Here is a 25,225-nt window from a genome sequence, read left to right on the forward strand (position 1 = left end):
ACGCCGCCCCTACAAAGTTGGAGGATATACCTATGAATGTCTTGCTGCCTATTGCCACAGTTATCTTCGCCGTGTGGTTTGTCGCACGGTATGTTTGTAAGCTCCGGAAACGTGATGACAATACTGTAGAGAACGCACCCCCGTGCATCTCGCAGCAAGGCAGCTGTCCTGAAAAACAGGGTGTTGAACAGGCCCCCCGCCAATCCATTTTTACACGTTCGCGCGGCAAGATGACCCCTTTAGATATACTGCCTCTTGTTGTCATCACACTTGTTTACGCTTGCGTGGCGTTTTTCAACCTCGGCGACAGGCAAGCGCCGCAGTCGGGCTGGATGGCGCGAGAAGAGACGTCCGCCTCTGTTACCATTGACTTGGGCGAAGAGGTTGAACTATACCGCATTGTCTATTTCGGCGGCGTCCTGCAAGCCAATCCGCTGGGAAGCGGGCTTTTTCTGCGCGCCGAGCACTGGGAAGTAAGCGAGGAAGATGACAGTGCTTTTATACCGGTGGTAACGGAGCGGAAAGAGTTTCGAACGGCCTCCGACGCCGCGTTTGTCTGGCGTGAGTTTCAGTTTAACAGCCAAGGCGACGATCGTACACGCTATCTTCATTTGACTGCGTTGCGAACATTTCAAGTCAACGAATTAGGCATTTACGTGCGTGATGCTGACGGCGAAATTACGCGGCTTGACCCTGCTAATTTCGACTTTTTCGACGACGAAAATGCAAAGGCTCTTTTTGACGAGCAACTTTTGATCCCCGGGCAAATTGCCGCTCAAGGCAATGGGCAAGAACCGCAAACGGGCTGGCCGGCGCGAGAAGAGCCGCCCAGTCAAACTGTCATGTTTAGCTTAGGTGAAGAGGTTGAGCTATACCGCATTGTACATTTCAACGGTGTCAAGCACGGCAATATTTGGCAGGATCCTAACCTTCCGCCGTGCTGCGTCATTCGTTTTCAAACGCGCCTTAGCGCCGACGAGCCTTGGGTGGAGCGCGAAACGCTGCGGGCGGGATTTAACGACGTCTTTTATTGGCGGGATCTGCAGCTTGGCGGCGGCGAACATAACCGTGCGCGTTATATCCGTTTGATCTCGGTTCGCACGTTCCAAGTCAACGAAATGGGCATTTACGTGCGTGATGCTGACGGCGAAGTGACGCGGCTTGACCCTGCTAATTTCGACTTTTTCGGCGACGAAAATGCCGCGCGATTGTTTGACGAACAGCATTTAATCCCCGAACACTTCACATTTACCAATCAAATGTACTTCGATGAGATTTACCACGGACGCACGGCGTACGAAGTCATTCATGGCATTTATCCTTATGAGACAACGCATCCGCCGCTGGGCAAAGCCATTATCAGTTTGGGCATTCGCATGTTTGGTATGACGCCGTTTGGCTGGCGGTTTATGGGCGTGGTTTTTGGCATTATGATGTTGCCGTTTTTCTACTGGCTGCTCAAAGGGCTGTTCAACAAAACGCTTGTTGCGGCGGCCGGCACAACGCTGCTTGCCACCGAATTTATGCTCATCACACAATCGCGCATTGCCACCATTGACACGTATACTGTGTTTTTCATTATCGTATCGTACTTGTTCATGTTCCGCTATATCACTTCGGGGTTGGATGCGCCGTTGAAAAAGACGCTGCTGCCGCTGTTCTTATCGGGGTTGGCGTTTGGGTTGGGCGTGGCGAGCAAATGGCCGGTGTTGTACGCGGGATTGGGCCTGCTTGCCTTTTATGTGATGTATCAAGTCGCGCGAATTCGCCATGCGAAGAAACAGGGCGTTGATTGGGTTGTTTTCTTGTCTCGTACACTTTCAGCGTCGATCATTTTCTTTATTTTCGTGCCGGTAACGGTGTATGTTGTGTCCTATGCACCATATGTACAAAACAACCATGAACGCATTGTGTCTATGCGTATTCCCGAGGACGACCACTATTTGGTATGGCAGCCCAGCGGCGAATGCATGCCATTGACGGCAAATAACTTGTGGGATAAAGCGTGGAGCAACTCCATTGACATGTTAAGCTATCACGGCGGCAACCCGGGCGATTCGGCACATCCCTTTGCGGCGGCCTGGTATCACTGGCTGGTCAATGCCCGCCCCATGCTCTTTTATGCCGACTGGGGGTGGTGCAGCGATAACGGGCAGTGGGTATTTCTCGCAGGATTTGCCAGCTTTAACAATCCGCTGATTTCGTGGGCGGGCTTGTTGGCGTTGTTTGCTGTCGCATGGGCATTTTTTCGCAAGCGGCATTGTTTAGCCACCGTATTTATTGTTGTCGGATTTTTATCGCAGTTTGCGCCGTGGCTGCTCATCTCTCGGGAAACGTATGCCTATCACTACTTCCCGTCGATTATTTTCTTGATACTGGCGTTGGCATATATTTTTAACGATTTGCTCGATATGGATATTAAGCAAAACCGCCGGTGGGTGGTAGGCTTTGCCGGCGCATCGGTAGTGTTGTTTGCGCTGTTCCTACCGGTGCTGATTGGCATCCCCATTCCAAGTTGGTATCTTAGCGGACTACAATGGTTGCCGAATTGGCCCTTCTAAATCAAAAAAAGACAGCTCACGCCGTCTTTTTTTGCGCATCGGCAGCCACTAAAACGGCCCTTCTAACAAAGGCTCATCCCATTGACATGCTTTCATATCCACCCGTCCATTAGGCAGAAATGTAACGCCTTCGCTCTCCAACAATCCACGACGTATTTCGGCGCATTCGCCGCCTGTAACGCTGCCGTCTTTTTTAACAACACGTTGCCATGGGATATCATCGGACGGGCAACAGCGCATGGCAAACCCAACGTGACGCGACATACGCGGTGCGCCCAGCATTTGAGCAATTTGCCCGTACGACGCAACCTTGCCGTACGGAATTTGCGCCACAATTTCGTAAACTTGCTGAAAAAAGTTATTACTCATACAGTGCGTACACGTTCTCGACCGATGTGCCATGTAATATTGAATTTGAACTACCAAGAATCAGCCGTGAGCCTGCGGTTTCTTTGCACCATGCCGCGAATTCGCGGATTTGCGCCGGTGTGCCGCTGTGCAGCAAGTCGCACGGCACGTTGCCCATGAGGACTAATTCGGGATACTTTGCACGCAGTTTATCAAACGTCATACCCGCATGATGGTCGATTTCGTAATAAGCGTCAGAGCAATTTTCGCCAAACAGTAAATCCGAAATTGCCCAAATATCGCCGTCAGAACGGAAGATATACTTCTGCCCGTTGCGTTGGCTCATTTTAAATTGCGTACGATATGCAGGCGCAACCGCTTGCTCGAAAAATTTGGGCGAATACGCCAGCCCGCTGTTAAATGCCAAGTCGCCGCCGCCGTTAATCAGCCAAATGCCGATGTCGTGCTGCGCTTGAATATACTGCGCCTGGTCGTGTCCCACAATTTCAAACCACGCCGCAAGCAATCCGGGGTCAAGTACAGTAGCTTCCAGCCAACCCGAATCCAGCGGCAACGCGCAAAAAGCGTCCCCGGCAACAACAAATTCGTCGCTCAATTCACGTACAGCGCGTTGTAATATAGGGCGCACAGTATGGCGCGCCGTTGTGCCATCGTGCTTATCTACAATTTTGCGCAAGTTGTCAATCACTTTATCGGGGCAATCGTTGCGCTGCGCGGTCTCTGCCAATCCATATGTGCGCGAATGCGGGTCATAGGCGTACACGCGCCAATTGCTGCCGTCAGGGTCGCCGTAGAGAATACTATTTTCGTCAATTCGCTTTGTCGGGCGTTCTGTCATACGCCACGGCAAAAAGAATATATCGAATTTCAATGCACGGTGCAGTGCAACAACATCTTGATAACATTTTTCCACGAATTCGTCGTGTGCACCATCGCCGTCGAGCCATGCGCAGGCCTCGAAGTAATGCAAATCTGTCGAACCTGTATAGGCATTGTAGCCCAGTATTTCTGATGCAACACTCGATGCAAACGCCTGCTCGCAGACGGGTGTGCGATCGCAGGGAACGCCGTCAAATGCGGCGCGGACACGTTGGGGTGATGTCATAGTAGCCCTCACTTTGCTCCGTTAAATGATAAATAAGAATGCAGAAATAATAAATTGCGGATTACAAAATTTTGTCCGCAGGAAATATTTCTGCATTTTTATTTCTTATTTGTTATTTAATAAATTACCCGTTCATCGGACACGCGCTGACAATCCGTTCCCAAATGTTGCAGTGCGTGTTTATGTCAGCACCTTCGGGAATGGGACCGTTAAAGCCTAAGCGTTCGACTTCGAGTTCTTCAAGCCGCTCAATGTCGCCGTCCAAATAGCCGTTAATGCGCCGCTGTGCCGCAAGTAAGCGTGTACGCACCCCGCCTAAGCGGATATGAATGACTTCCAAGCCTTGCGGCTTATTTTCGCGTGCCCAGAAAGTTTCAAAGCTTAAAATCAGCTCGTCCACCATACCGCAAAGTCCCGGCAATACATTGTTTGCCAGTGTCCTTAATTTTTCACGCTCGCCGTTGCGATAGGCTTCGGTGATGGCAATGCCTACCGTGCTTTTTACCATAAGCAGGTCGCTCAATGTCGCCATATGATTGAACAGATAGCCCCATTCGCCGTTGCGCTTGGCCGCGGCGTGCAGTTTGTCCGTCAAGGTTTCGTAGTGCGCGGGGAATGTCGCAATATCAACGTGTTTGTCAAACAAGCCGAGCAATACATCCTGGTACAGCAATGGCTTGGACGTATTTGTCGTACCGTCACGCCGCGCCGTTGTGTTGTTAACATCGTCGAGCAAGAAGAAATCTTCCCACACGCCGCCTGTGCAGACGGCGAACCGCGCCGCTAGTTCCGCATCGGTAAAAATTGTACAGTCGAGAATATCAACTGCGTCAAGTGACTTGGGTTGCGTGTATTTGAAGTCTATATAACCGCATTCGGCTTGCAATTGCAACGCCGGCAGTACGCTAAACGCCGGGCATTCTGCGCCGTTGTCGCCCCAGCCTGTGGCAAATACAATGTCTACGCCGGTTGCACGGCAAGCCGCAAGGCTAGATCGCGATGTGTGCATATTAAAGCGCAAATCAGGCGCCAATCCGCCCCATTTCCATGCGCCGCCGGCGAACCCGATGGGGTTCGGAAACTTTTTATGTTGTTTGAGCATACCCTCGTAATGTGCTTGGCTGAGGTGATAATAATCCCAGTACACCAATGTAACTTCGGGCGGCAACAATTCCAAAATTTCTTTCGGGAACGGCACATCGCTGCCGTGGTAGTAGTCGCCGCCGACAAGGCGGAAGAACATATCACTCCACATCATGGGTTTGAATCCGTACTTTTTACAGATTTCGACAACTTTTGTCAAGTGGCGACACATGATTTCGGTGCGATTTTGATAGCCGTGTTTGTCGAGATATTTGCCCAGCCCCAACATATGCGCTTCGTCCATGCCGATGTTAATGTTGCGGCTGGTGAAACAGCTTGCCAGCTGTTTCATCATATCGTCGATAAATTTATACGTTTTCTCTTCGCCGACAAGTAAAATGTCGTTGCAGTCGATGATATCATGAAATTGCACCCAACGCAACGCCGCGTTAAGATGCGCCAGCGTTTGCACGCAGGGAATCAGCTCAATGCCCAACTTGGCGGCGTAGGTGTCGATTTCTTTGAGTTCGTCGGCTGTGTAGCGTCCGCGCTGGTAGCCAAAATATTCCCATTCCGGGATTTCAAATGTGTCTTCGGTGTAGAGCTGCAACGTGTTCAGCCCCATCAAAGACATGGATTGCAGTAGTCTTTTAACCGCCGGAACGGTTGCCACGGCATTGCGCGAACAGTCGAGCATATACCCGTTTTGCGAGAACGCCGATTGCTGCGCAACGTCAAAATTACCTTGCAGTACATAGCTTACAGCACGGAAAAAATCAATTTCGCGCTCGTATGTGATAGAATTTTGCGTAACGGCAAAACCCTTGCCGCCTTGCGTGACAGTGATAGCCGTGCCGTCGGGCGACAAGGCAAATTTGCCGGCCTCGGCAAGCAGTTGCAAGCCGCTGATAATCGGCTGTGTATCGCCTGTGAAATTAAATGTTTGCATGGTGTTGCTCCTTTTCGTCGCAGTGAGAAATTAGAAGTTAGTAGCGAGAAGTGAGAAGTGACTATCTCGCGCCGTGCGCAAAACTACCAACTCCTCACTTCTAATTTATAACTGTAATGCACAAAGTGCGTTACACCAACTCCACCCAATGCACAATGCCACCGTTGGAGTTGCCCAGAATAATGTACTCAACTGTCAGCTGCTCAACACTGTTCGGCGCAACGGTAACTTCCGCCGCCAATGCGCGCTCGTGGTGATGCTCCCAGTACGGGCGGCCGTCAACAATCGGCCAGTAATTGCCGTCACGTTCGACATAACGCGGGTCGTTGGCCTTGCTTTCGTCTTTGTCGATAATCGCGTGGCAGTTTAACTTCGCGCTCAACGGGTTGCCGTCACGGTCGCGGATTACCACGTTCAATGCACCGGCAATCGCGCCTTTTTTGTAAATCTTAAACGTGCGCGGCTTTGTGCCGGTGTTTGCCAGCGTAAAGTTGTCTTGGTACGGAATCATCCAGTTGCCAAAGTTGCCGGGACGTCCTGCACCGTCGGCGCAATCGTTGGTCAAGAACACTTCTTTGCCGTCCTCGGTGATGCAACGGAAACTCGACATATCTGTGCCGACAGCCCTGCGGTTGTTTTGCGAGTTCAGCGCGTTTTCCCACTCGTCGCCTTCAACGAGATTTTCTTGGCTGTTGTAGACGGCATAAGGCTCGCGCTTGGCAAGTTCGCCGGTGTCTTCAAAGTTTTTAACCGTCGGGTCAAAGCTGTTTTTGTACCAAACAGGCAGCTTGCCTGCGGGTGTCAAGTCGTTGACCGTCCAGCCCGCGTCGGTTTCAATCAGACCCATTGCGTCGTCGATACCTTTGTATTGCGCCGAGAAGTTGACGTTTTCTTCAATGCCCTTGTGCGGGTTGTATTGAAAACGCTCAACAACGTAGCCTTGTTCGGGGCCGTTTTCGTCGCAATATTTCGCGTCGGTGTAGAAGTACAGCGAGCCGGTAATATCTTCGCCTTGTTCTATGTCAAACAGTACAACGCCGTTCATGCAGCGGCCGTTAGGCACAATGCGGTCGGCGGTGTCGCCAATGTTGTGGCGCGAGAAATTGTCGGCAACCGTGCCGCCCATAATCCAAATGTATTTGCCGCTAGGCACGGTGATGGTCATTGGCTCAAACTTTTTCGGCACGTGAGGCAGGAAGTCTTGTCCTACATAGTACCAGTTCTCTTCGCCTTGCTTGTTATAGTAGTCGGCGGGCAGGGTGTGTTCCACGTTATAAAAATCCGCCCATTCGCGCGCACCGAGCCACTCGCCGCAGTATTGGTAGCCGATGTTGTAAATCGTAACCACCATGTCCTTTGCGCCGTTGTTGACCAGGCGGTAACCGGCATAAATGTCCATTTCCGACCAGTTGGAGTGTTCCCAGGTAAAAAAGTAGCGACCTTTCATGTTGCGCGTACGCATATTGCAGACGCCGGGGCTTTTTTCCGACGCAATGTCTTGCCAACGTAACATTTCGGGGTTATTGGCATAAATGTACCGTCCGTCGGTGTTTTTAATGCACTTAATTTCGCAAGGTACACAGGGGTCACTGTCAGGTGTAGCGGCCGGCACTTGCGGTTTTGGTGTACCCATCAAGCGGGTCTTGTAGGGCAAATAATCGCGTAACGGTTTGGCGTTTGTCATGGGATTTCACTCCTTATATGTAGGTTTGTGGCTAGTGTACTGTATTTACACAGGATTGTCAACAGTTGGATTGTGTGGTATGATGTAGGAAATTTATATTAGGTGCGTTGCCGACATCTGATAAATTTAGAGTAAGGAGAGGTTGAAAGTGGAAAATAAAGGTCATATAAATGATGCGCCATATATGCAGCGATTAAGCGATTTTATTTCACAAGAATACAATCTTATCGCAAAGTCAATCACGCCTGCGGCTCGTGGTTACTATGGCGAAACATGGCGGCTTGATACAACTGATAAGAGCTATTTTGCCAAAGTAGATTATTTTATGCGCCACCAAATAATCTTTCAAAATAGTTTGTCCGTTATAGAATATCTTTGCGATAACGGCATTGGTTTTATCCCTAAAATTATCAAAACGAAATCTAACATGCTATATTCCGAGTTTGACTCGGCAACTGTGGGCTTGTTTGAATGGATTGATGGAACAAACATCGAAACAGATGAAACAAAAGTCGCAGAATACCAAATGTTATGCGAGATATATCCATTAACTAAACAAGGTTTTGGCATTCCGACTATGACATTTTCAAATAGCGTGGTTGTTCAAGTTTATGAAAAGTGGGAATCCCTCAAAGATACACATCAAAACAATGTTATTCTATCAACTCTTGAAAAATACAGGGAAAATTTATCGCATTGTGCGTCACGCTTGGCTCACTTTTCATCAGTTTGTCGCATGAATACAGACCATTTTTATTTTACGCACGGAGATGCAGGAGGGAACTTCTTTGTAGGCAACGACCGAAATTATTTCGTTGATTGGGACGAGGTTATTTATGCGCCGATAGAACGCGATGCGTGGGTAATGTGTTGCCATGATTGGGCGCGAGCGTTATTTAATGATACGCTCAATAAAAATAACATTCCTTATCAGTTACGCATGGAACGACTTGCCTATTATTGCTACTATATGCTTTTTTGGTATCTTGGCGAATTTTTAGCAGATATTGAAAAACCGGATATAGCAAAAATAATAGACGAATATCTCGATGAAACTTGTTGGATTTGGGATAGAGTGCGATTTGCTGATAAAGTGTAAATCTATTTCACAAAATAAACAATTTTGACAACGCCGTTGGCATGTCAAAGCAATAGCAAAATTTATATTTAGTGTAGGAGGCTAGCATGGCAACATTGCATTTAATGATAGGACTGCCGTGTAGTGGAAAAACCACTTATGCTCGCAAACTTGCGAACGATATAAATGCTCTTTTGCTTACGCCTGATGTTTGGCATATAAAACTTTTTGGTAATGATATAAGGCATGAAAATCATGATATTAATCATGATAACGTTGAAATGCTTATGTGGGATGTGGCAGAGCAAATATTAAAACTTGGCTGTGATGTAATTCTTGATTTTGGGTGCTGGGTGCGTGTTCAACGAGATGATTTTAGAAATCGAGCGAAAAAATTAGGAGCAAACTTTAAGCTGCACTACATGGATGTTCCTTACGAGGAATTGTATCGTCGTTTGGAACAGCGAAATCGAAATCTACCCCAAGGCATATTTGAAATCCCCAAAGAGGAAATGGATAAATATATTTCTTTTTTTCAACCGCCAACTTCTGATGAATTGCAGTAAGCAAATGCCGCAAAATAAGCATTTTCTACGCAATTTATGCGCCATCGGAGGTACACGCTATGACACGCAAACAACGCCTGCACGCTACGCTTGCTCGCCAAGCCGTTGACTGTCCTGCGGTCAACTTCTACGAACTCAACGGGCTTGACGAAAACCCTAACGACACCAACCCGTACAACATCTATAATCACCCGTCTTGGTTGCCGTTGATTGAGTTGACGCGCGATTTTACCGACCGTATTGTTATGCGCGGACTGCCTGTGCGGTACGCCTGCGACCCGCTTGCCGAATTGACGCACACCGAAACATTTACCGCCCCCGACGGCACGCACAATGTTATTACCGAAATCCGCGCAGGAAACCGCACATTGCGCCAGCACACCAAACGCGAGCGCGATATAAACACTGTGTGGGTGACTGAGCATTTGTTGAAAGACGAACAAGACCTTGCGGCGTGGATAACGCTGCCGCCGCGCGAGGGCGCGTTTCATGTTGACACAAACGGCGTACTTTCCGCCGAGGAAACGTTAGGCGACAGCGGCATTGTTATGCTTGACGTAAGCAGTGCACTTTGTACAGTGGCGAGTTTGTTTTCGATGGAAGACTTTACTGTTATCGCAATGACAGAACCAGCTTTGTTTGAAGCGGCAATCGAAAAAGTGCACGTTTCGCGTTTGCGTGACGTTGAGGCAGCATCGCGTGAGCTGCCCGGGCGATTATGGCGCATTCACGGTCCCGAATACGCCGCACCGCCGTACTTGCCGCCGCAGTTGTACAAGGAGTATGTCGCCAAATACGACAGGCAACTGGTTGCCGCGATACAGGCGCACGGCGGTTATGCGCGTTTGCACCAACACGGAATGCTGCGTGATACGTTGGATATGATTGTTGATATGGGCGTAGACGCCATTGACCCCATCGAGCCGCCGCCGCAAGGTGACGTAACGCTTAAATATGTGCGCGAGCGGTACGGCGATGAGCTGATTTTGTTCGGCAATCTCGAAGCCAGCGACATAGAAACGCTGCCGCCGGCGCAGTTTGAGCGTAACATACTGACAGCACTCGAAGAGGGCGGCAAAAACTTTGTGCTAATGCCGTCGGCGTGTCCATATGGACGGGTATTGTCGGAGCGAGCGCTAGAGAATTATAGGCTGATGGTCAAAATTGTTAAATTTTTGTAAACAATCGCCAAAAACACTTGACGGATATATATATAATGGAATGCAAGGATTCTATCCTACATTAAATGAGGAGGTTCTTGCATATGAGAAAAAGGATTAAGCGCGTGGCGGCCGGTCTGGTGATGGTGTTTCTCTTTTTTAGTCTAGTGGCGTTTATCTCGCCACAACAGGCTGAAGCCACAAATCCTTATGGGCATAGGCCACCTTATTTTTTCCGCGGCCGTCTTATGCCGGCCAGTGTGAACAGCCCCTTTAACTGGCGTTTTCATATCCATAATCTGCCCCAAGGCGGAATGCTTTTCTGACGATGTCGGCATACTTTTGTGTCCACACTGGAACATCAAAACAGCATATGTTCCAACTCAGAATGACATACTCGGCATTGTTGCCCATAGCCGACAATCTCCCTTATAAAAACTAAAACCATATCAGTTTTCAATTTCAAATCAAGGAGGATATATCATGAAAAAGACTATTTTTATCTGCATTCTCTCATGCCTCTTTTTGTTGGCAGCTTGTGGAACCCCTCGTGAGCCGACTACGGAGCAAACGCCAGAATATCAGGCGAATATCCCTCTTAGCGACGATGTTATCAGCCCAGACGGCACTATCAACTTTGAGCATGTAATCCTCCCAGAGCCAAGCACTTATCCCGCCGTTATGCTTATATCCGTTGCTTGGCTGGGGGATACGTGGGAACAATATTTTGATGCATCCGAAGTCGTTATTATTGCACACGTAAATAATGTTGATCGCTATGGGTACTATGAGATGGAAGGCTATGAGGACGGCCATTATATCAGCCTGCCAGAATCATTTCCGCGATTAACCGTTATTGATGTCTTCAAAGGTGATTTGCTGCCCGGCGACAATATTTTACTTCGTCAAATAGGGTACACTACTGAAGATAGCCACGACTTTGGAAGCGTGCAGGGCGTCCCGCTGTTGAGGGAAGATATGGTTGTGCTGTTATTCTTAAACGAATTTTCTATTGACACACCGGAACGTCTAGCGCATATATCGCTTGAAAATATGCCCGTATTCAGCGTTGTGGGCGCGTATCAAGGCGCATTCTTTTTCGATTCAAGCGGGTATATGCATCAAAGCAGTTTGTTTGGCCCTGAACCCTCAACGTCCAAAGACATAGAAGAGCTTCATTATGCTGATATTGTGGCATTGCTGCAAGAAGTAAGCCTGGTCAACGCACAAAATAACGACGATGAGCAGTAAACTTGCTCACAAAGAGCCGGTCAAATGACCGGCTCTTTGTGATTGTCAATATTTACAGAAAGTTCATTTTTAAGAGGCCAAATTTGCTTGACATCCCTGCTGCCATTTGCTATAATGACAACGTTGTAACTTTTTTGTAGCCGCTTTGTTACCTTCATATTTAGCGACGCATAACATGAAAGTACACAAACCAACAGGGGGATGAACTCTATTATGCGACAGATTGCCATCCCACGCGGCGACGCGTTGGGCGACGCAGCACGAATACATAAAAAGACTCAAAGCGTGCGCCGATTGGAAAAATCGCGCCGCAATATCGAACGCATGGCCATAAAAGGTCAAGTTGCGTCCGGTGCTATACTACACAATGTGCGCCCAAAGCTGTCATTGTTTGGACGCTTGCGGGCTTTTGTGCTATCAGCCAAGCATAGAGGCTATATTTTCGGCGTGTCGTTCCGAGAAAATGCGTATCGCGCACTCTGTGCGACAGGTCGGACGCTACAAAGTCCTTTTGTCGGCACATGGCGGCGCATTCGGGCACGTGATCACAAAGTTTATCGCCATGCACGGCTGAATGCCATTATCGTAACATTGCTTGTGGCCGGTGTCATTACTGCCATCGGGTTCTTTGATTTCGGCATTGCCGTTGACTTTAACGGTGAGCAGATCGGATTTGTTGCCAACCAGCAGGTGTTTGACAATGCGGTGTCTAATGTCAACCAGCAGGTTTCACGTATGCTGGGCGAGCCATTCCGTATGGAGTTGGACGTCGCTTACCACTACTCACTTGTTGACTCTCGGCAGATGTTAGAACAGCGCGACATTGAGCGCATTTTGTTCTCCTCGGTTGAGGGTCTTGACACCGGCTATATTTTGACCATTGACGGCACACAAGTCGGTGTTTCCGATTCACGCGAAAAACTTGATACACTGATTGAAGAGTACAAAGAGAGCCATGTTGAGTACGGTGTGGCAGTGGAGATCGCGTCAGATATTGAAATTTCACGAAACTGGGTCAGCGTTGACACATTTATGGGCAAAGATGAGCTCTATGAAGTGTTGCACCGTCCGTTGCGCGGCACTGTTGAATCAACAGTCAACGAAGGTGACACCATTGCGTCGTTCGCAGCCGCCTACGGTATGACGCCGGATATTTTGAAAAGCCTTAACCCCGAAACGCTCAATGGCGAAGATGTTGTTCCCGCAGGTACACGCTTAATCGTTAACCCGGCATTGCCATTGGTGTCCATGGCGACAACCACGACCGTTGAAGTTGAAGAAAGCATCCCGTTTGAGCGTGAAACAGTCAACAATGCCAATATGTTCCAAGGCGAGCGGCGTGTTTCACAGCAGGGTTCTTATGGCACACGAATGGCTACTTTTGACGTACGCGTTGTCGATGGTTTTGAGCAATCGCGCACATTAGTTAGCGAAACCATTACGCGTGAGCCTGTCACTGAGATTACACAAGTCGGCACGCGAGCGCGCCCCGCCACTGTGGCGCGCGGCAACTTTGTCCGCCCGCTACGCGGCAATTTCCGCGTGACTTCACACTTTGGTTGGCGGCGTTCCGGCTTCCACCACGGCGTTGACTGGGGCGCGCCGTTTGGCACACCCATTCATGCGGCTGACGGCGGACGTGTTGCCTTTGCAGGACGACGCGGCAATCTGGGTCTGGTTGTTGAAATCGACCACGGCAGCGGTGTACGTACTGTTTATGCACATGCCAGCTCTATCCAAGTCAGCGTCGGACAGCAAGTTTTCCAAGGCCAGCAAATCGCGCGCGTTGGCTCAACAGGCCGTTCAACAGGCAACCACTTACACTTTGAAATTCGTTTCAACGGTAACCCGGTGAACCCACTGCATCATTTGCGTGGTTGATCATTGACAGAAAAAAGCCATCCAATAGGATGGCTTTTTTTGTGGGGTGCTAATTTATTGCAATACGCCCCTACTTACTCTGTCAAAAAAGCAATCCATCACATCACGGGCGATAGGGGCGACATTGCCGCCTGAGTCGCCGCGTTCGACAACCACAGCGATGGCAATTTTCGGCGCATCAAAAGGCGCAAATGCTACAAAAATACCGTTGGTTTGGTCGTTGACCTGCGCACTGCCAGTTTTGCCTGCTACGGCAACAGGATAGTCACCGAAAATATGATAGGCTGTGCCGCCGGGCTGGCATGTTTTGCGCATGCCCTGCAGGATAGCTTCTAAATTGTCAACAGATACATCTAATTCGGCGACCTCCTTTGGCGTATTGCGCAGTTGTTCTTGACTGAAATCGTAGTTGTAGACATGGCTGATGATATGCGGTTGCAAACGCTTTCCGCCATTGGCCAACATGGCTGTAAAGTTGGCCATTTGCAGCGGTGTTGCCAAGGTATCCGATTGCCCGATTGCCATTTGCAATGTGTCTCCGGGATGCCATTGTTGGTTGCGTGACTGCCTGTGCGCCCTGCCGGCCAGAATGCCGGCTCGCTCGCCAGGAAGCTCTATGCCGGTCGGCTGCCCAAACCCCATTAAGGTCGCCATTTCTTCCAACGGCGCAATGCCTGCACGGTGCGCCGCATCATAGAAATAATAATTACATGAAACTTGCAACGCCGACACAATATTGACCGCGCCGTGCGTGCGGCGGTGGCTGCGATAGATATGACAAACAGGCGCAAAGCCTTGCGCTTCGAAAGCCGTGAAACGCCCGCGGTCGTATATATAGGTTTCCGGTGAGACCACGCCGCTTTTGAGCAGTGCCAGTCCGCTGCTCATCTTAAAGGTTGAGCCGGGCGCGTACAATCCGGCAATGGCGCGATTGAAGAGCGGCGCGGCCGGGTCATTGGTCAGTTCGTAAAACTGCGCATTGTAGACGGCAAGATCAAAAGTGGGGTAGCTTGCCATGGCCAAAATGGCGCCGCTCTGTACATCCATGGCGACAACGGCGCCGGCGTAGGCCTCGCGCCCCAATGCGTCGAAGTCTTGTTCCCCTGTTGCACGCATCTCAGCAATGCGACGGGCCAACGAATACTCAGCTGTTTTCTGTAACTCTAAATCAAGCGTTAGAAAGGCGTTGTCGCCGGGGGCGGCAGCTTGTATATCTGTCACGCCGACAACACGTCCAAGGCCGTTGCGTTCGACTTGTCGTTGGCCATCATGACCGCGTAAGTACTCTTCCAATACACGTTCCATACCATCTTTGCCAATAATGGCATCCATGGCATAGCCAAGACCGCTCATTTGTTCAAACTCTTCACGGTATATCGGCCCAATTCTGCCAAGAATATGAGCAGCGGCTTCGGTGGCGTAGTGACGCACGGATTCGCGCCCAATTCGTACGCCAAACAAATCGGCCTCAACAATGGCAGTGAGCAAATTAACGTCAATGTCGTCAACAAGGCGATAGGGCGGCAGTCCGCCCAACGCAAAACGCAGCGACAGCTCGTAGCGCACGGCTGTAACTGCTCGAACTTCATCATCGGGCAGGCTGTCGCTGATGCGATAGGCGGCGCGCAGCCGCTCAAAAAGCTCTTGTTCAGATAAATCCTGTCGCCAGCCACGCCAATCAAGATAGCGCGTTAAACGATTGCGATGTGTGTCGCTCATAGGTTCGGCAAAGGTGACAGTTGGCGCGACTTTGGTCAATTGCAACAGCGCAGCGATGGAAATATTGGCCTGTTCATGGTGACGAGCCAATGCGCTTATATCAAACTCCAAATAATGACGCAGCGTGTTGATAACCAGTGGACGACCGTGACGGTCGAGGATTTTTCCGCGCACGGCGGAAATAGGCTCTATGTGGGCGATAATGCGCAGTTCATCGGTCTGCGCGATAATTTGCTCGACCACTTGCAGTTGATAGAGGCGTGCTGACGACAAGAGAGTTGCTAAAACAAGGACAAACGTGAGGAAAGTCAGGCGGATTTTGTATTTCAATTTAATCCTCCTGCTTCATGAGTTCATACGTAATGGACACAGAGAAATGCGTTCCCTATAAGGGTTCGGCAATTTTTCGAAATATCGGATACACTACTGGCACTCCAAGCAACGACAGTGCCGTTTCCAGCGGCAGACGTGTCCAAAGCAGGCTTATATTCGCGCGCCCGGCTGCAAGTAAGAATAGTACAGCGTAGAGCAATTGACCTAACAAACTGCTTCCGACCGCTATGATAAGCATCGTTACCCATGAGCGGCGCGGGAAGTTGTCTGCATATCGCCATGCAACCAGCGTAATGAGCGGGTACAACAAGGTAAATAATATGCCACTGTGCAGATAGACATCGCACCATGTGCCGAGCAATCCCGCATACAGCAGCGCGCCTCCGCCGCTTTCAAACGCCAGCACACTGCCCAGCAGCAGCGGCGGCAGCCAAAACATTGCGCCCAGTATACGTCCGTACGGCACAATTGTCAGCTGCAGCGCAAGCAAAACGTAGCTTCCTATTGTATAGAATATCCATTTTTTTGCGTTTTGTAATCGCTTATCTCTCATTGATAAAGTCAGTTATGACAAAGAGTGTTCGTAGTTGCCGATATTCGATATTCGGTGCGATTTTGGCAAGCTGTCCCAAACCGCTTTCATGCGCGCACACGCTTTCTATCATACCGATAATTAGGCCGTCCGGAAATGTATCATTGGCACCTGATGTGACTACCAAATCGCCAGCGTTGACACGGGCGTCGTCGGGCAGATATGCCAAGCGCAGTTTATTTTGCTGCATGTCGTCAAAGTGCCCGACGGCAACACCAATGGTACTTGTCTGCTCAATCATGGCACCGATACGCATGTGCGCATCGGTAATCGCTTGTACATTTGCCCATGTGTCACCAGCTTCAGCGACAATGCCGGCTAAGTGCCGATGCTCGTCTATTACACTCATGCCAGCGGCAACGCCGTACCTCTCACCGCGATCAATGGTAAAAAACTGCCCCGTATTGCCGCCGCTAAATCCGATGACATTGGCCATGACAAGCGTAAGTTCGCGTTGGCGCGTTGGCAGATTAAGCAGGGTTCGCAGACGATCATTTTCGGAAACGATGGCCTGGATTTGGCGTGAAGCAGCTTCCATGTCAGCGATTTTTCCGTGCAGGTCATACACTTCGGCTTGCGTGTCGTTTGCGGTCACTCGCCGTCTCACCGCGGCAATGCTGCGCTCGGCCGGCGTAAAGGCGGCGCGCCACGCACCTGATAGCGGAGCATTATTGCTAAGAATTGTTGCTGTTGTCATTGTCGCGATAAAAATGAACAGCAACAGCGTGGCTAAAAATGTTTTTTGACGTTTGAAGAAGATCGTTTACCTCCCACGTTGTAGAGCAAGAGCCGGGCTCCTTCCCTGCGGTGTTTCCGCGAGAATCATTTCCAATTTTATCAGCGGTAACCCAATTACCGTATTTATATCGCCGTCAATGCCTTCAATGAAGACACCACCATGGCCTTGTGCGCCGTATGCGCCGGCTTTGTCAAATGACTCGCCTGTTTGCATATACCAGTCGAGCAGGGGCAAAATATGCTTAAACGTCACGTGTGCCTGTTCATGCCAAAGGTGTTCGACGCCGTTGGCGTCGCGGCAGTATACGCCGGTGTAAACGATATGCGTGTTTCCCGACAAGGCCGTCAACATGGCGCGGGCATTGGCTTCGTCATTTGGTTTTTCGAAAATTTCGCCTTGAAAAGCCACGGTGGTATCAGCGGCTACGATAGGGATGCCTGCGTCATAGCGCGTTGCCACGGCTTGTCCTTTGCGATACGCTAGATTTTCTACCATTTGCGTCGGAGAAACTGAGCCTGCGACCCCTTCGTCAATGTTTGACACGTCAACAATGATATCGTAGCCATGCACCTTCGCCAACGGTTCCAATAACATCAATCGTCGCGGGGAACCAGACGCTAAAATCAAAATTTTGGCTTGCATAAATATTACCTATCCTTCATAGTATAGCCAATAGTTGAGTGAGATAAACAACAAGGCTTGACTTTCTTGAAAAAATCATATATACTCTCTAAGGTCTTAAACTGAGACCTACATTAAAAATCTTTGGAGGAATCTTATCAATGAAAAAGGCAATTACCTTGTTGCTCGCATTGCTGATGGTTGGCGCGTTCACATTCGCGCTGGTTGGCTGCGACAACGACAGCGGAAACAATGAAACAGGCGACGGAAACATGAGTGCCGACTTGGTTGGCACATGGGATTTGTATATTGAAGGCGTTGGCGTTGCCATGGAAGGCGCGCTTGTCATCAACGCAGACGGTACGCTCGAGTCAATGGAAATTCCAATGGAATGGACCTACGCCGATGGCGAGATGACAATCTCTTTTGCGGGTACCGAGACAGATACTTGGACTGTTTCGCTTGACGGTGATATCCTCACCATTGGCGCAGTGGGTGAAGTGCTCACTTATCGCCGCGCTTAAGCACTTATTTTATGAAAAAGGCCGGCACGATAATAACATCGCGCTGGTCTTTTTTGTTGATACTTTCACTAAATATGATATTCTGATTTTTGTGGCCCAAAATAGGCTCTATGATTCAACATAATTTTGGAGAAAAAAACTATGAAAAAGATACTTGCCGTATTGCTCGCGTTGCTGATGGTCGGCGCAATGACGTTTGCGTTGGTTGGTTGTGGCAACGATGATGACAACGATGACGACGGTGGCAGTCTGACTGACATTTTTGGTGTTCTGGAAGACGACGTGGCAGACATCTTTGGCAACTAAGTCAATTTTGAAATGAAAGGGACGCAAAGTTGCGTCCCTTTCATTTTTTACTTTGCCTACATGCCTCGCGGCGGCGTATTACCGGCAAAACTTCAGTGGCTCTTCTATACCCCGCCCATCTCCGCGCCGCGCAAGCGGACGACCTCGCGTTTGAGTTCGTTAATTTCCATTTTAGCTTTGGATGACTCTTCGATATAATCCTTCAATTGCGCACGCATATGTTCCGTCAGCTCGTTGGCTTTAAGCAGATCGTCCACAATGTTTAAGCAGGCCAAAGTTGCCGCTTGGCTAGATGAAACGCGCGTTGTTTCGATGATGCTGCGGATTTTTTGATCAGCGATAGACGCCACCTTATACATATACTCTTCACTTTCATCGACCAACAGGTGCAGCTCCTGTCCGGCGACATTAACCGTAATGCGATTCTTCATGTCGGGTCCTCCTATATCTTGTGGTATTTTGTTGCGTTAGCCTAGTATACCACTATTTTTACATTTCGGCAAGTAGGGACATTGACAAACCAAAAATTTTATGTTATCATACCTCTTGCATGTGCCGGCGTGGTGGAATGGCAGACACGCGCGACTCAAAATCGCGAGGGAAACCGTGTGGGTTCAAGTCCCACCGCCGGCACCAGCGTGACGCTGGACCCAATTGAGGGTTCAGCAAATTCCTGGCAAGGTGCAAAAAATCCCATAAGGACACTTGCATCATGATGATGTCGAGTTAGGCGATCATTAAAATCTCGCAGCGTGTGAATTTTGACGATAAGGTGCCGTATACGAGGCATAACAGCCAAACATTTCGAATTAGGAGTTAGGGATTGAAGCGTGAACCGTTCAATTCTTAGCTCTTAATTCCTAACTTCATAATTAAACGAAAGAAGGTGAACCGCTCATGGAACCCAAGAAGAATAAACGCTCAGGATTGCTGGAGTTTGGCTATAAGTACACCGAATTGGAAAAACCCAACCTATTCCGCTACATGTACCCTTACGACCAAATCCCGCGCTTGATTTTTAACCAGCGGATTGTGCCGATGAACTTACCTGATAAGATTTATATCACTGACACGACATTCCGTGACGGTCAGCAATCACGCGCGCCATATACTGTTGAGGAAATTGTGCATCTCTTCGGACTACTTCACAAGCTCGACAACGGGCAAGGCGTCATCGCACAATCGGAGTTTTTTCTCTACTCAAAAAAAGACCGTGAGGCAGTTGAAAAATGCCGGGAATTGGGCTATGAATTCCCTGAGGTGACGTCATGGATTCGTGCCAATATCAAAGACTTTCAACTTGTCAAAGACATGGAAATCAAAGAGACCGGCATTTTAGTATCCTGCTCAGACTACCATATCTTTAACAAAATGGGCTGGACGCGCGCCGAGGCTCTAAAAAATTATTTGACCATCGTTGAGGCAGCGCTCGAAGCCGGTATCCGCCCACGTTGCCATTTTGAGGATATTACACGCGCCGACTTCCACGGCTTTGTTTTGCCGTTCGCGGCCAAGCTGATGGAGTTGTCAAAAGAATCCGGTATTCCCATCAAGGTGCGCGCTTGCGATACATTAGGGTTGGGTACATACATCCCCGGCGTGGTATTGCCACGCAGCGTGCAGCAAATTATCTACGGCCTGCACAACTATTCGGGCGTGCCGAGCGAGATGATTGAATGGCACGGGCATAACGACTTCTACAACGCCGTGCCCAATGCCGTGACAGCTTGGCTATACGGCGCAAGCGCTATCAATACGTCACTGCTTGGTATTGGTGAGCGCACCGGCAATACGCCGTTGGAAGCCATGTGTATTGAATATTGCCAACTCAAGGGGCATCATGGCGGCTTAAATTTGCGTGTCATTACTGAAATTGCAGAGTATTACGAGTCGCACCTCGGATACGATATTCCACCGCGCACGCCATTTATCGGCAAAGCGTTCAACGCCACACGGGCCGGCATTCACGCCGACGGGCTGCTCAAAGACGAAGAGATTTATAACATCTTTAACACGGCCGAAATTCTCGACCGACCACCGATTGTTATTGTCGACAGTCACTCCGGCTTGGCAGGTTTGGCGATTTGGGTCAATACATACTTTAACCTCAAAGATGACAAGAAAGTTGACAAACGCGACCCGCGGCTGGCAAAAATCAAAGAATGGATTGACGCGCAGTACGCTGACGGGCGCAATACCACGATTGGCGACGTTGAACTGAAAAAACTGGTGGCCGAGCATATGCCGGGATTGATGTGATGCAAGGTTAATCGCCGCTTCAGCGCTCTCCCACGATATATCTGCTATGACGCACGACATTGCACAACAGGAGCTCACACTATGACCATCACACAAAATTGGATGTCTAAGAGCGTGTTTTTCTTTTGTGCGCTTGTTGCAGCACATATCTCATTACTTGCGTTTGCACAGGTGACTGTGCTGTTTGCGGCCATTTTTGTTTGCGTTGTGCTCGGTGGTATTTGGTTTTTGCGCCGTAATTTTATGCAAAAATTAACGCCGCGTAAATTTGCATTGCTTTTGGGCGGCGTAAGTTTTTTGTTTTATCTTATTTATGTTCTCAACTTGCAAACCCCACCGGTTTCTGATTTTGCTACGATGTACAATGCTGCCGAAGAGGCAGCGCACGGAGATTTTTCTACCCTGCACGATAATCTATATTTTTACAACTGGGCGTATCAGACCGGGTTTGTTGCGTGGCAGGCGTTTTTCATTCGTTTTTTTGGCGCGGGCGTGACGTTCTTTAAAGTTACCAACGTGCTCTTTATGGCGATCACCAACGTATTGATTTTTGCCATTGCACGGCGGTTTGCATCAGAAACAGCAGCACGGTGTGTTGGTATTTTGTACGCGCTTAATCCGGCGCACCTTTTCTTAGCCTCGGTGCTGACCAATCAGCATCTGACCAACATCTTAGTGCTACTTGCAATTTATCTCTATATTGCGAATAAGGACAAGCCCTTTGTGCCGCGAGTTTTGTTCGCTATGCTTACCGGCGCGTTGATTGCGTTTGGCAACGCTATTCGTCCTCTTGGCATTATTGCCGTTGTTGGTATTGTGTTTGTCGAAATGCTCCACTTTTTTGGCGCAATCATTAATCCGTCTGCGCGCGCAAGCAAACGCAAGTTAACAAGAAAGCAAAAGAAACAGCAAACAAAAGAGACTGCCATTGCCGCTGTTAAACAATTGATTTTCCCTGCTGCAATGTCTGTTGTTTACTTGCTGATGGTTATGTTGCTCTCTTTTACAGTCAGAGCATCGGGGCTGAATCCCCATGGGTTGAGCAATAACTTCCCTGAGTGGAAATTTATTGTCGGGCTCAACGCCGAACATAATGGCGTATGGAATCCCGATGATTCTGCTTTTATAGGCCCTCCGTCGCCCGAGCGCGACATTCTCGCACGCGAAATTATTTCCGAACGGTTAGACAATAGCCCGGGGCACTTCTTGTTACTTTTCAACACCAAAATACAAATTATGTGGGCGTTTCAAGATTCGCCCGGCCCAGCATTTCATCACTGGGAACCAAGTCCACACGCTGCGCACTCTTTTAGGTTTTTGCTACTAGGCGAAACGTCAGTGGTTGACGTTATGCAACGTGCTTCGTTTGGCTTTCTCTGTGGCATTTTTGTGTTATTCTTCCTGGCAAGCTGGCGATTGTTTCGGCAAAAAAAGGGCGAAGACGTTTTTGTGCCGCTGTTTCCGATTGCAATTTTCTTGCTATATTTCGGGGTGCATTTACTTATTGAAGTACAACCGCGTTACCGTGATTTTGGCATGATGTTTGTGTTTATCGCGGCGGCATATGGGGTGGAATGGTTAATGAAACGCCGTCAAAACCCCAGCGGCAAGAAAAGCTCTCTTATTTAAGAACACAAAACCCTTTTCGTATGGAGATTTTATGAAAACGATTTTTTTTCGCTATTTTTTTATGACGGCGACACTGCTGTTGACAAGTGTCATTGTCATCAGCACTGTTATGATGCTATTGATACACAATTATTTGCAAAATGAACAACAAGTACGGTTAGATCGACGCACTTTGAATTTACGAGATATCTTACAAGAGCATGACATAGCTCTTGATGACCCGGTCTTCCGCGCCAGTCTGCACTTTCTTGCCGATGCCACGCGTACGCATATTATGTTTGTTGATTTATCGCCTGAACGTTATGGTTATATTAAGTTCCGCACCTCTAACCATATTGCATATGATAACCTCTCTCCCGACGCACTGACGCCCATTTATGAGGGTATAGATAAGTTTGACGACACGCTGGATGGCTTTTTTGCTACGCGGTACTACACCCGCGTTATTCCCATCGTGTTTTGTGGCTCTGACCAACACGTCACAGCTATTTTGGTTTCGCTGCCTATCGATGGACACTACGAAATTTTATTAGATGTGCTGTATATATTGTTGTTTATCTCGTTGCTGGTTGTCTTTGCCGCAGCCGTTTCAGCTTACTTTATGTCGCGCCGCATCTTGGCGCCGCTCAATGATATGCGCGTTGCCGTACAAAACTTTTCGCTGGGCAACTATGCCGCGCGTGTGCCGTACCACGGCAAGCGTGACACCGAAATGGCAGAGCTCGCGACGGCCATCAACGCTATGGCGGTCGCGTTGGAAGTTGGCGAAGAGGCGCGCGCGGGATTCATTGCCAACGTCAGCCATGAGATACGCACACCGATTACTAATATCCTCGGCTACATCAACGGCATTCTCGACGGCACGTTGCCACAAGATCGTTCGCCACACTACTTAGGCATTATCCGCGATGAAATCATGCGCTTATCGCGGCTAGTCAAGCGTATGCTTGACATCGCGCGTGTGCAGTCGGGTGCGTTTGTCGCACAGCCACATCCTATGGATTTGTGCGAGCTTGCTGCACAGATGCTATTGTTGTTTGAAACGCAGATTACTGACAAACAATTAGACGTGCAAGTCGATATGCCTGACGCGGCGTTTTGCCTCGCCGATGAAGAAGCCATCGCACAGATTTGTTTTAACTTAATTGAAAATGCCATCAAGTTTTCCGAACCAGGTTCACCATTAAAACTAAAAATCTCACAGCAAAATGACAAAGCTTGGTTTTCGATTACCAACTTCGGTGATGAAATTAAGCCGGCCGATATGCCGTTGCTGTTCGACCGCTTTTACAAGGTTGACATTTCACGCTCACGCGACCCGTCGGGGTTGGGACTTGGTTTGTTCTTAGTCAAAACCATCATCAATGCCCACGGTGAACAGATCTATGTTGAGAGTCATGATGGAGAGACGACGTTTAAGTTTTCGCTGCCGGACTTATAGTGTAAAACAAAAAAACAAGCCGATTGGCTTGTTTTTTTCGTGAAATTATAGTACAAAGCGCGCCCCTACCAAGCCCATTCGCCTTGCTTGAATACTTGAACTTCTTTGCCGTCTTGAGTGATGCCAATAATATCCATATCCCCCGACCCAATCATAAAATCCTCATGCTCAAACGATTGGTTAAGTCCCATAGCGATCCGCTCTTGCTCGCTTTTGCCGACAGCTCCTGTGATACAGTCGGGATAACCATCACCTAACGCCAAATGGCAAGACGCATTCTCGTCATAAAGAGCATCATACCACAAAATGCCTGACTGAGAAATGGGCGAGGAATGGGGTACAAGAGCCACTTCGCCCAAATAGTTTGACCCCTCGTCGGCAGTCAACAGTTTCTCTAGCAAGTGTTGGTTCTTCTCAGCGGCATATTCCACTACTTTACCATCCTCAAACCGTAGCCAAAAACCGTCAATGACATCCCCATAATAGACCAGCGGCTTGGTGGCATAAACCACACCATTAACGCCATTCCGTTGCGGTGCAGTAAACACCTCTTCTGTTGGCATATTTGCAACAAAGTTGATGCCGGTTTTGGCCTCCTCACCACAAGCCAGCCAACAATGATTTTTCGGCAATTTCACTTCTAAGTCAGTGCCTAGCCCACTGGTAAATCGCAGGCTCTGAAAATTCCATTTGTTCAGCGCATCAGCCTTACCCTGCAAATACGCTACGTGCACCTGCCAATTCTCCACTGGATCGTTGTCGTCAATGCGACAAGCGGCATAAATAGCTTCCCACATCAATTCCATGGCTTGCTCATCGCCGGCAGCGTCAGGAAACACTTTTCTGGCCCAAGCAGGCGACGGCACACTACAGCTAACCCACTGTACTTCATTGGCCATAATCTGATCGTCGCGTGGTTTGCTCATTTTATTGTACGCCTTTTCGTCCCGCTCAATTCTATCGGGACAAACCCCTTTTAGGTTCTCGGGGTCGTCAGAGGAAATCCACAGCACATGATACTTCTCATCCACCAAATGCTGCATTCTGGCTCTCTCCCACTCCGCCACTTTCCCAAAATTTTCGTCTGGCGCAAGAAGATAGCCAATTCGCTCACTGGCCTCGTCACTCCAACGTATCACAACATCAGCTGCCCCACGGCGATACGCCTCTTCCATTGCCATCCGAGCCATATATGCCGCATTAATTTCGCAGTATATCGCCAACTTCTGCCCGGGCTGGATATTAACTCCGATTCCAAGAACAGCTTCCACATACTTCTTCAACATTTTTTCACACACGGCATAAGCCTCCAAAATATTAATTTTTTACACTGCCGTAAACTATACAGCTCGTCGTCAGAGGCAATCGTCGCCCG

Annotated in this window: 22 protein-coding genes and 1 tRNA gene; 13 read left to right on the plus strand and 10 right to left on the minus strand. The window is 49.0% G+C overall.

Annotation, left to right across the window (positions count from 1 at the left end):
- The first annotated feature begins 32 nt into the window (after window positions 1-32).
- The gene (locus FWE06_02560) at window positions 33-2,561 is read left to right on the plus strand and encodes a phospholipid carrier-dependent glycosyltransferase (GenBank protein MCL2546064.1); all 2,529 of its coding nucleotides are present in this window, start codon (window positions 33-35) and stop codon (window positions 2,559-2,561) included.
- Between the two features lie 48 nt (window positions 2,562-2,609).
- On the opposite strand, the gene FWE06_02565 is transcribed toward FWE06_02560, so the two are convergent.
- The 4 genes from FWE06_02565 to FWE06_02580 all read right to left on the minus strand — a co-directional run bounded on the left by FWE06_02565 (window position 2,610) and on the right by FWE06_02580 (window position 7,751).
- Window positions 2,610-2,930: an MGMT family protein gene (locus tag FWE06_02565; protein ID MCL2546065.1), complete on the minus strand. Its 321-nt coding sequence runs from the start codon at window positions 2,928-2,930 to the stop codon at window positions 2,610-2,612.
- The gene (locus tag FWE06_02570; protein MCL2546066.1) at window positions 2,923-4,035 is read right to left on the minus strand and encodes a hypothetical protein; all 1,113 of its coding nucleotides are present in this window, start codon (window positions 4,033-4,035) and stop codon (window positions 2,923-2,925) included. Before FWE06_02570 ends, FWE06_02565 begins: the two co-directional genes overlap by 8 nt.
- A gap of 124 nt (window positions 4,036-4,159) precedes the next feature.
- The gene (locus FWE06_02575) at window positions 4,160-6,067 is read right to left on the minus strand and encodes a beta-N-acetylhexosaminidase (protein MCL2546067.1); all 1,908 of its coding nucleotides are present in this window, start codon (window positions 6,065-6,067) and stop codon (window positions 4,160-4,162) included.
- Window positions 6,068-6,197: 130 nt separating this feature from the next.
- Window positions 6,198-7,751 (minus strand): hypothetical protein, encoded by a 1,554-nt coding sequence (locus FWE06_02580; GenBank protein MCL2546068.1) that lies wholly within the window; start codon window positions 7,749-7,751, stop codon window positions 6,198-6,200.
- 148 nt (window positions 7,752-7,899) lie between these two features.
- On the opposite strand from FWE06_02580, the gene FWE06_02585 reads away from it, so the two are divergent.
- From FWE06_02585 to FWE06_02610, 6 genes are all read left to right on the plus strand, one after another.
- Window positions 7,900-8,850, plus strand: coding sequence for a hypothetical protein (locus FWE06_02585; protein ID MCL2546069.1), 951 nt, complete (start codon window positions 7,900-7,902; stop codon window positions 8,848-8,850).
- A gap of 86 nt (window positions 8,851-8,936) precedes the next feature.
- Window positions 8,937-9,395, plus strand: coding sequence for an ATP-binding protein (locus FWE06_02590; GenBank protein ID MCL2546070.1), 459 nt, complete (start codon window positions 8,937-8,939; stop codon window positions 9,393-9,395).
- 59 nt (window positions 9,396-9,454) lie between these two features.
- On the plus strand, window positions 9,455-10,576 hold the full coding sequence (locus tag FWE06_02595) for a hypothetical protein (protein ID MCL2546071.1): 1,122 nt from the start codon (window positions 9,455-9,457) through the stop codon (window positions 10,574-10,576).
- Between the two features lie 83 nt (window positions 10,577-10,659).
- On the plus strand, window positions 10,660-10,881 hold the full coding sequence (locus FWE06_02600; protein MCL2546072.1) for a DUF4006 family protein: 222 nt from the start codon (window positions 10,660-10,662) through the stop codon (window positions 10,879-10,881).
- A 157-nt stretch (window positions 10,882-11,038) separates the two neighbouring features.
- Window positions 11,039-11,806 (plus strand): hypothetical protein, encoded by a 768-nt coding sequence (locus tag FWE06_02605; protein ID MCL2546073.1) that lies wholly within the window; start codon window positions 11,039-11,041, stop codon window positions 11,804-11,806.
- A gap of 213 nt (window positions 11,807-12,019) precedes the next feature.
- Window positions 12,020-13,687 carry a peptidoglycan DD-metalloendopeptidase family protein gene (locus FWE06_02610; GenBank protein ID MCL2546074.1) on the plus strand — a complete coding sequence of 556 codons (1,668 nt, stop codon included), beginning with the start codon at window positions 12,020-12,022 and terminating at the stop codon, window positions 13,685-13,687.
- A 54-nt stretch (window positions 13,688-13,741) separates the two neighbouring features.
- Here FWE06_02610 and FWE06_02615 read toward each other — a convergent pair whose 3' ends face one another.
- The 4 genes from FWE06_02615 to FWE06_02630 all read right to left on the minus strand — a co-directional run bounded on the left by FWE06_02615 (window position 13,742) and on the right by FWE06_02630 (window position 17,712).
- On the minus strand, window positions 13,742-15,736 hold the full coding sequence (locus FWE06_02615) for a penicillin-binding transpeptidase domain-containing protein (protein MCL2546075.1): 1,995 nt from the start codon (window positions 15,734-15,736) through the stop codon (window positions 13,742-13,744).
- Window positions 15,737-15,791: 55 nt separating this feature from the next.
- The gene (locus FWE06_02620; GenBank protein MCL2546076.1) at window positions 15,792-16,229 is read right to left on the minus strand and encodes a hypothetical protein; all 438 of its coding nucleotides are present in this window, start codon (window positions 16,227-16,229) and stop codon (window positions 15,792-15,794) included.
- 52 nt (window positions 16,230-16,281) lie between these two features.
- On the minus strand, window positions 16,282-17,028 hold the full coding sequence (gene mreC, locus FWE06_02625) for a rod shape-determining protein MreC (GenBank protein MCL2546077.1): 747 nt from the start codon (window positions 17,026-17,028) through the stop codon (window positions 16,282-16,284).
- Between the two features lie 66 nt (window positions 17,029-17,094).
- Window positions 17,095-17,712 (minus strand): Maf family protein, encoded by a 618-nt coding sequence (locus FWE06_02630; GenBank protein MCL2546078.1) that lies wholly within the window; start codon window positions 17,710-17,712, stop codon window positions 17,095-17,097.
- Window positions 17,713-17,852: 140 nt separating this feature from the next.
- Between FWE06_02630 and FWE06_02635 the strand changes: the two genes are divergently transcribed.
- Together FWE06_02635 and FWE06_02640 are read left to right on the plus strand one after the other, a co-directional pair.
- Window positions 17,853-18,215: a hypothetical protein gene (locus tag FWE06_02635; GenBank protein MCL2546079.1), complete on the plus strand. Its 363-nt coding sequence runs from the start codon at window positions 17,853-17,855 to the stop codon at window positions 18,213-18,215.
- 141 nt (window positions 18,216-18,356) lie between these two features.
- Complete coding sequence (locus FWE06_02640) at window positions 18,357-18,521, plus strand: hypothetical protein (protein MCL2546080.1); 165 nt, start codon at window positions 18,357-18,359, stop codon at window positions 18,519-18,521.
- Between the two features lie 104 nt (window positions 18,522-18,625).
- On the opposite strand, the gene FWE06_02645 is transcribed toward FWE06_02640, so the two are convergent.
- The gene (locus tag FWE06_02645) at window positions 18,626-18,952 is read right to left on the minus strand and encodes a cell division protein ZapA (GenBank protein ID MCL2546081.1); all 327 of its coding nucleotides are present in this window, start codon (window positions 18,950-18,952) and stop codon (window positions 18,626-18,628) included.
- Window positions 18,953-19,075: 123 nt separating this feature from the next.
- Here FWE06_02645 and FWE06_02650 point away from each other — a divergent pair.
- The 4 genes from FWE06_02650 (at window position 19,076) to FWE06_02665 (ending at window position 23,850) form a co-directional block, all read left to right on the plus strand.
- Window positions 19,076-19,157: transfer RNA gene (locus FWE06_02650), tRNA-Leu, on the plus strand.
- 261 nt (window positions 19,158-19,418) lie between these two features.
- On the plus strand, window positions 19,419-20,780 hold the full coding sequence (locus FWE06_02655) for a 2-isopropylmalate synthase (protein MCL2546082.1): 1,362 nt from the start codon (window positions 19,419-19,421) through the stop codon (window positions 20,778-20,780).
- A gap of 81 nt (window positions 20,781-20,861) precedes the next feature.
- Window positions 20,862-22,409: a hypothetical protein gene (locus FWE06_02660; protein ID MCL2546083.1), complete on the plus strand. Its 1,548-nt coding sequence runs from the start codon at window positions 20,862-20,864 to the stop codon at window positions 22,407-22,409.
- Window positions 22,410-22,440: 31 nt separating this feature from the next.
- The gene (locus tag FWE06_02665; GenBank protein MCL2546084.1) at window positions 22,441-23,850 is read left to right on the plus strand and encodes an ATP-binding protein; all 1,410 of its coding nucleotides are present in this window, start codon (window positions 22,441-22,443) and stop codon (window positions 23,848-23,850) included.
- 65 nt (window positions 23,851-23,915) lie between these two features.
- On the opposite strand, the gene FWE06_02670 is transcribed toward FWE06_02665, so the two are convergent.
- A complete protein-coding gene (locus FWE06_02670) occupies window positions 23,916-25,148 on the minus strand; it encodes an aminopeptidase (protein MCL2546085.1) in 1,233 nt (410 codons plus the stop codon).
- Between the last annotated feature and the right edge of the window lie 77 nt (window positions 25,149-25,225).

It is taken from the genome of Oscillospiraceae bacterium (assembly GCA_009780275.1).
Taxonomy (GTDB): Bacteria; Bacillota; Clostridia; order Oscillospirales; family UBA929; genus WRAI01.

Coding starts and splice junctions, on each gene's coding strand:
- FWE06_02610 (MCL2546074.1), top strand. CDS start 12,020: ATGCGACAGATTGCCATCCCACGCGGCGACGCGTTGGGCGACGCAGCA.
- FWE06_02605 (MCL2546073.1), top strand. CDS start 11,039: ATGAAAAAGACTATTTTTATCTGCATTCTCTCATGCCTCTTTTTGTTG.
- FWE06_02565 (MCL2546065.1), bottom strand. CDS start 2,930: ATGAGTAATAACTTTTTTCAGCAAGTTTACGAAATTGTGGCGCAAATT.
- FWE06_02560 (MCL2546064.1), top strand. CDS start 33: ATGAATGTCTTGCTGCCTATTGCCACAGTTATCTTCGCCGTGTGGTTT.
- FWE06_02590 (MCL2546070.1), top strand. CDS start 8,937: ATGGCAACATTGCATTTAATGATAGGACTGCCGTGTAGTGGAAAAACC.
- FWE06_02655 (MCL2546082.1), top strand. CDS start 19,419: ATGGAACCCAAGAAGAATAAACGCTCAGGATTGCTGGAGTTTGGCTAT.
- FWE06_02665 (MCL2546084.1), top strand. CDS start 22,441: ATGAAAACGATTTTTTTTCGCTATTTTTTTATGACGGCGACACTGCTG.
- FWE06_02640 (MCL2546080.1), top strand. CDS start 18,357: ATGAAAAAGATACTTGCCGTATTGCTCGCGTTGCTGATGGTCGGCGCA.
- FWE06_02630 (MCL2546078.1), bottom strand. CDS start 17,712: ATGCAAGCCAAAATTTTGATTTTAGCGTCTGGTTCCCCGCGACGATTG.
- FWE06_02660 (MCL2546083.1), top strand. CDS start 20,862: ATGACCATCACACAAAATTGGATGTCTAAGAGCGTGTTTTTCTTTTGT.
- FWE06_02635 (MCL2546079.1), top strand. CDS start 17,853: ATGAAAAAGGCAATTACCTTGTTGCTCGCATTGCTGATGGTTGGCGCG.
- mreC (MCL2546077.1), bottom strand. CDS start 17,028: ATGACAACAGCAACAATTCTTAGCAATAATGCTCCGCTATCAGGTGCG.
- FWE06_02600 (MCL2546072.1), top strand. CDS start 10,660: ATGAGAAAAAGGATTAAGCGCGTGGCGGCCGGTCTGGTGATGGTGTTT.
- FWE06_02575 (MCL2546067.1), bottom strand. CDS start 6,067: ATGCAAACATTTAATTTCACAGGCGATACACAGCCGATTATCAGCGGC.
- FWE06_02645 (MCL2546081.1), bottom strand. CDS start 18,952: ATGAAGAATCGCATTACGGTTAATGTCGCCGGACAGGAGCTGCACCTG.
- FWE06_02570 (MCL2546066.1), bottom strand. CDS start 4,035: ATGACATCACCCCAACGTGTCCGCGCCGCATTTGACGGCGTTCCCTGC.
- FWE06_02580 (MCL2546068.1), bottom strand. CDS start 7,751: ATGACAAACGCCAAACCGTTACGCGATTATTTGCCCTACAAGACCCGC.
- FWE06_02595 (MCL2546071.1), top strand. CDS start 9,455: ATGACACGCAAACAACGCCTGCACGCTACGCTTGCTCGCCAAGCCGTT.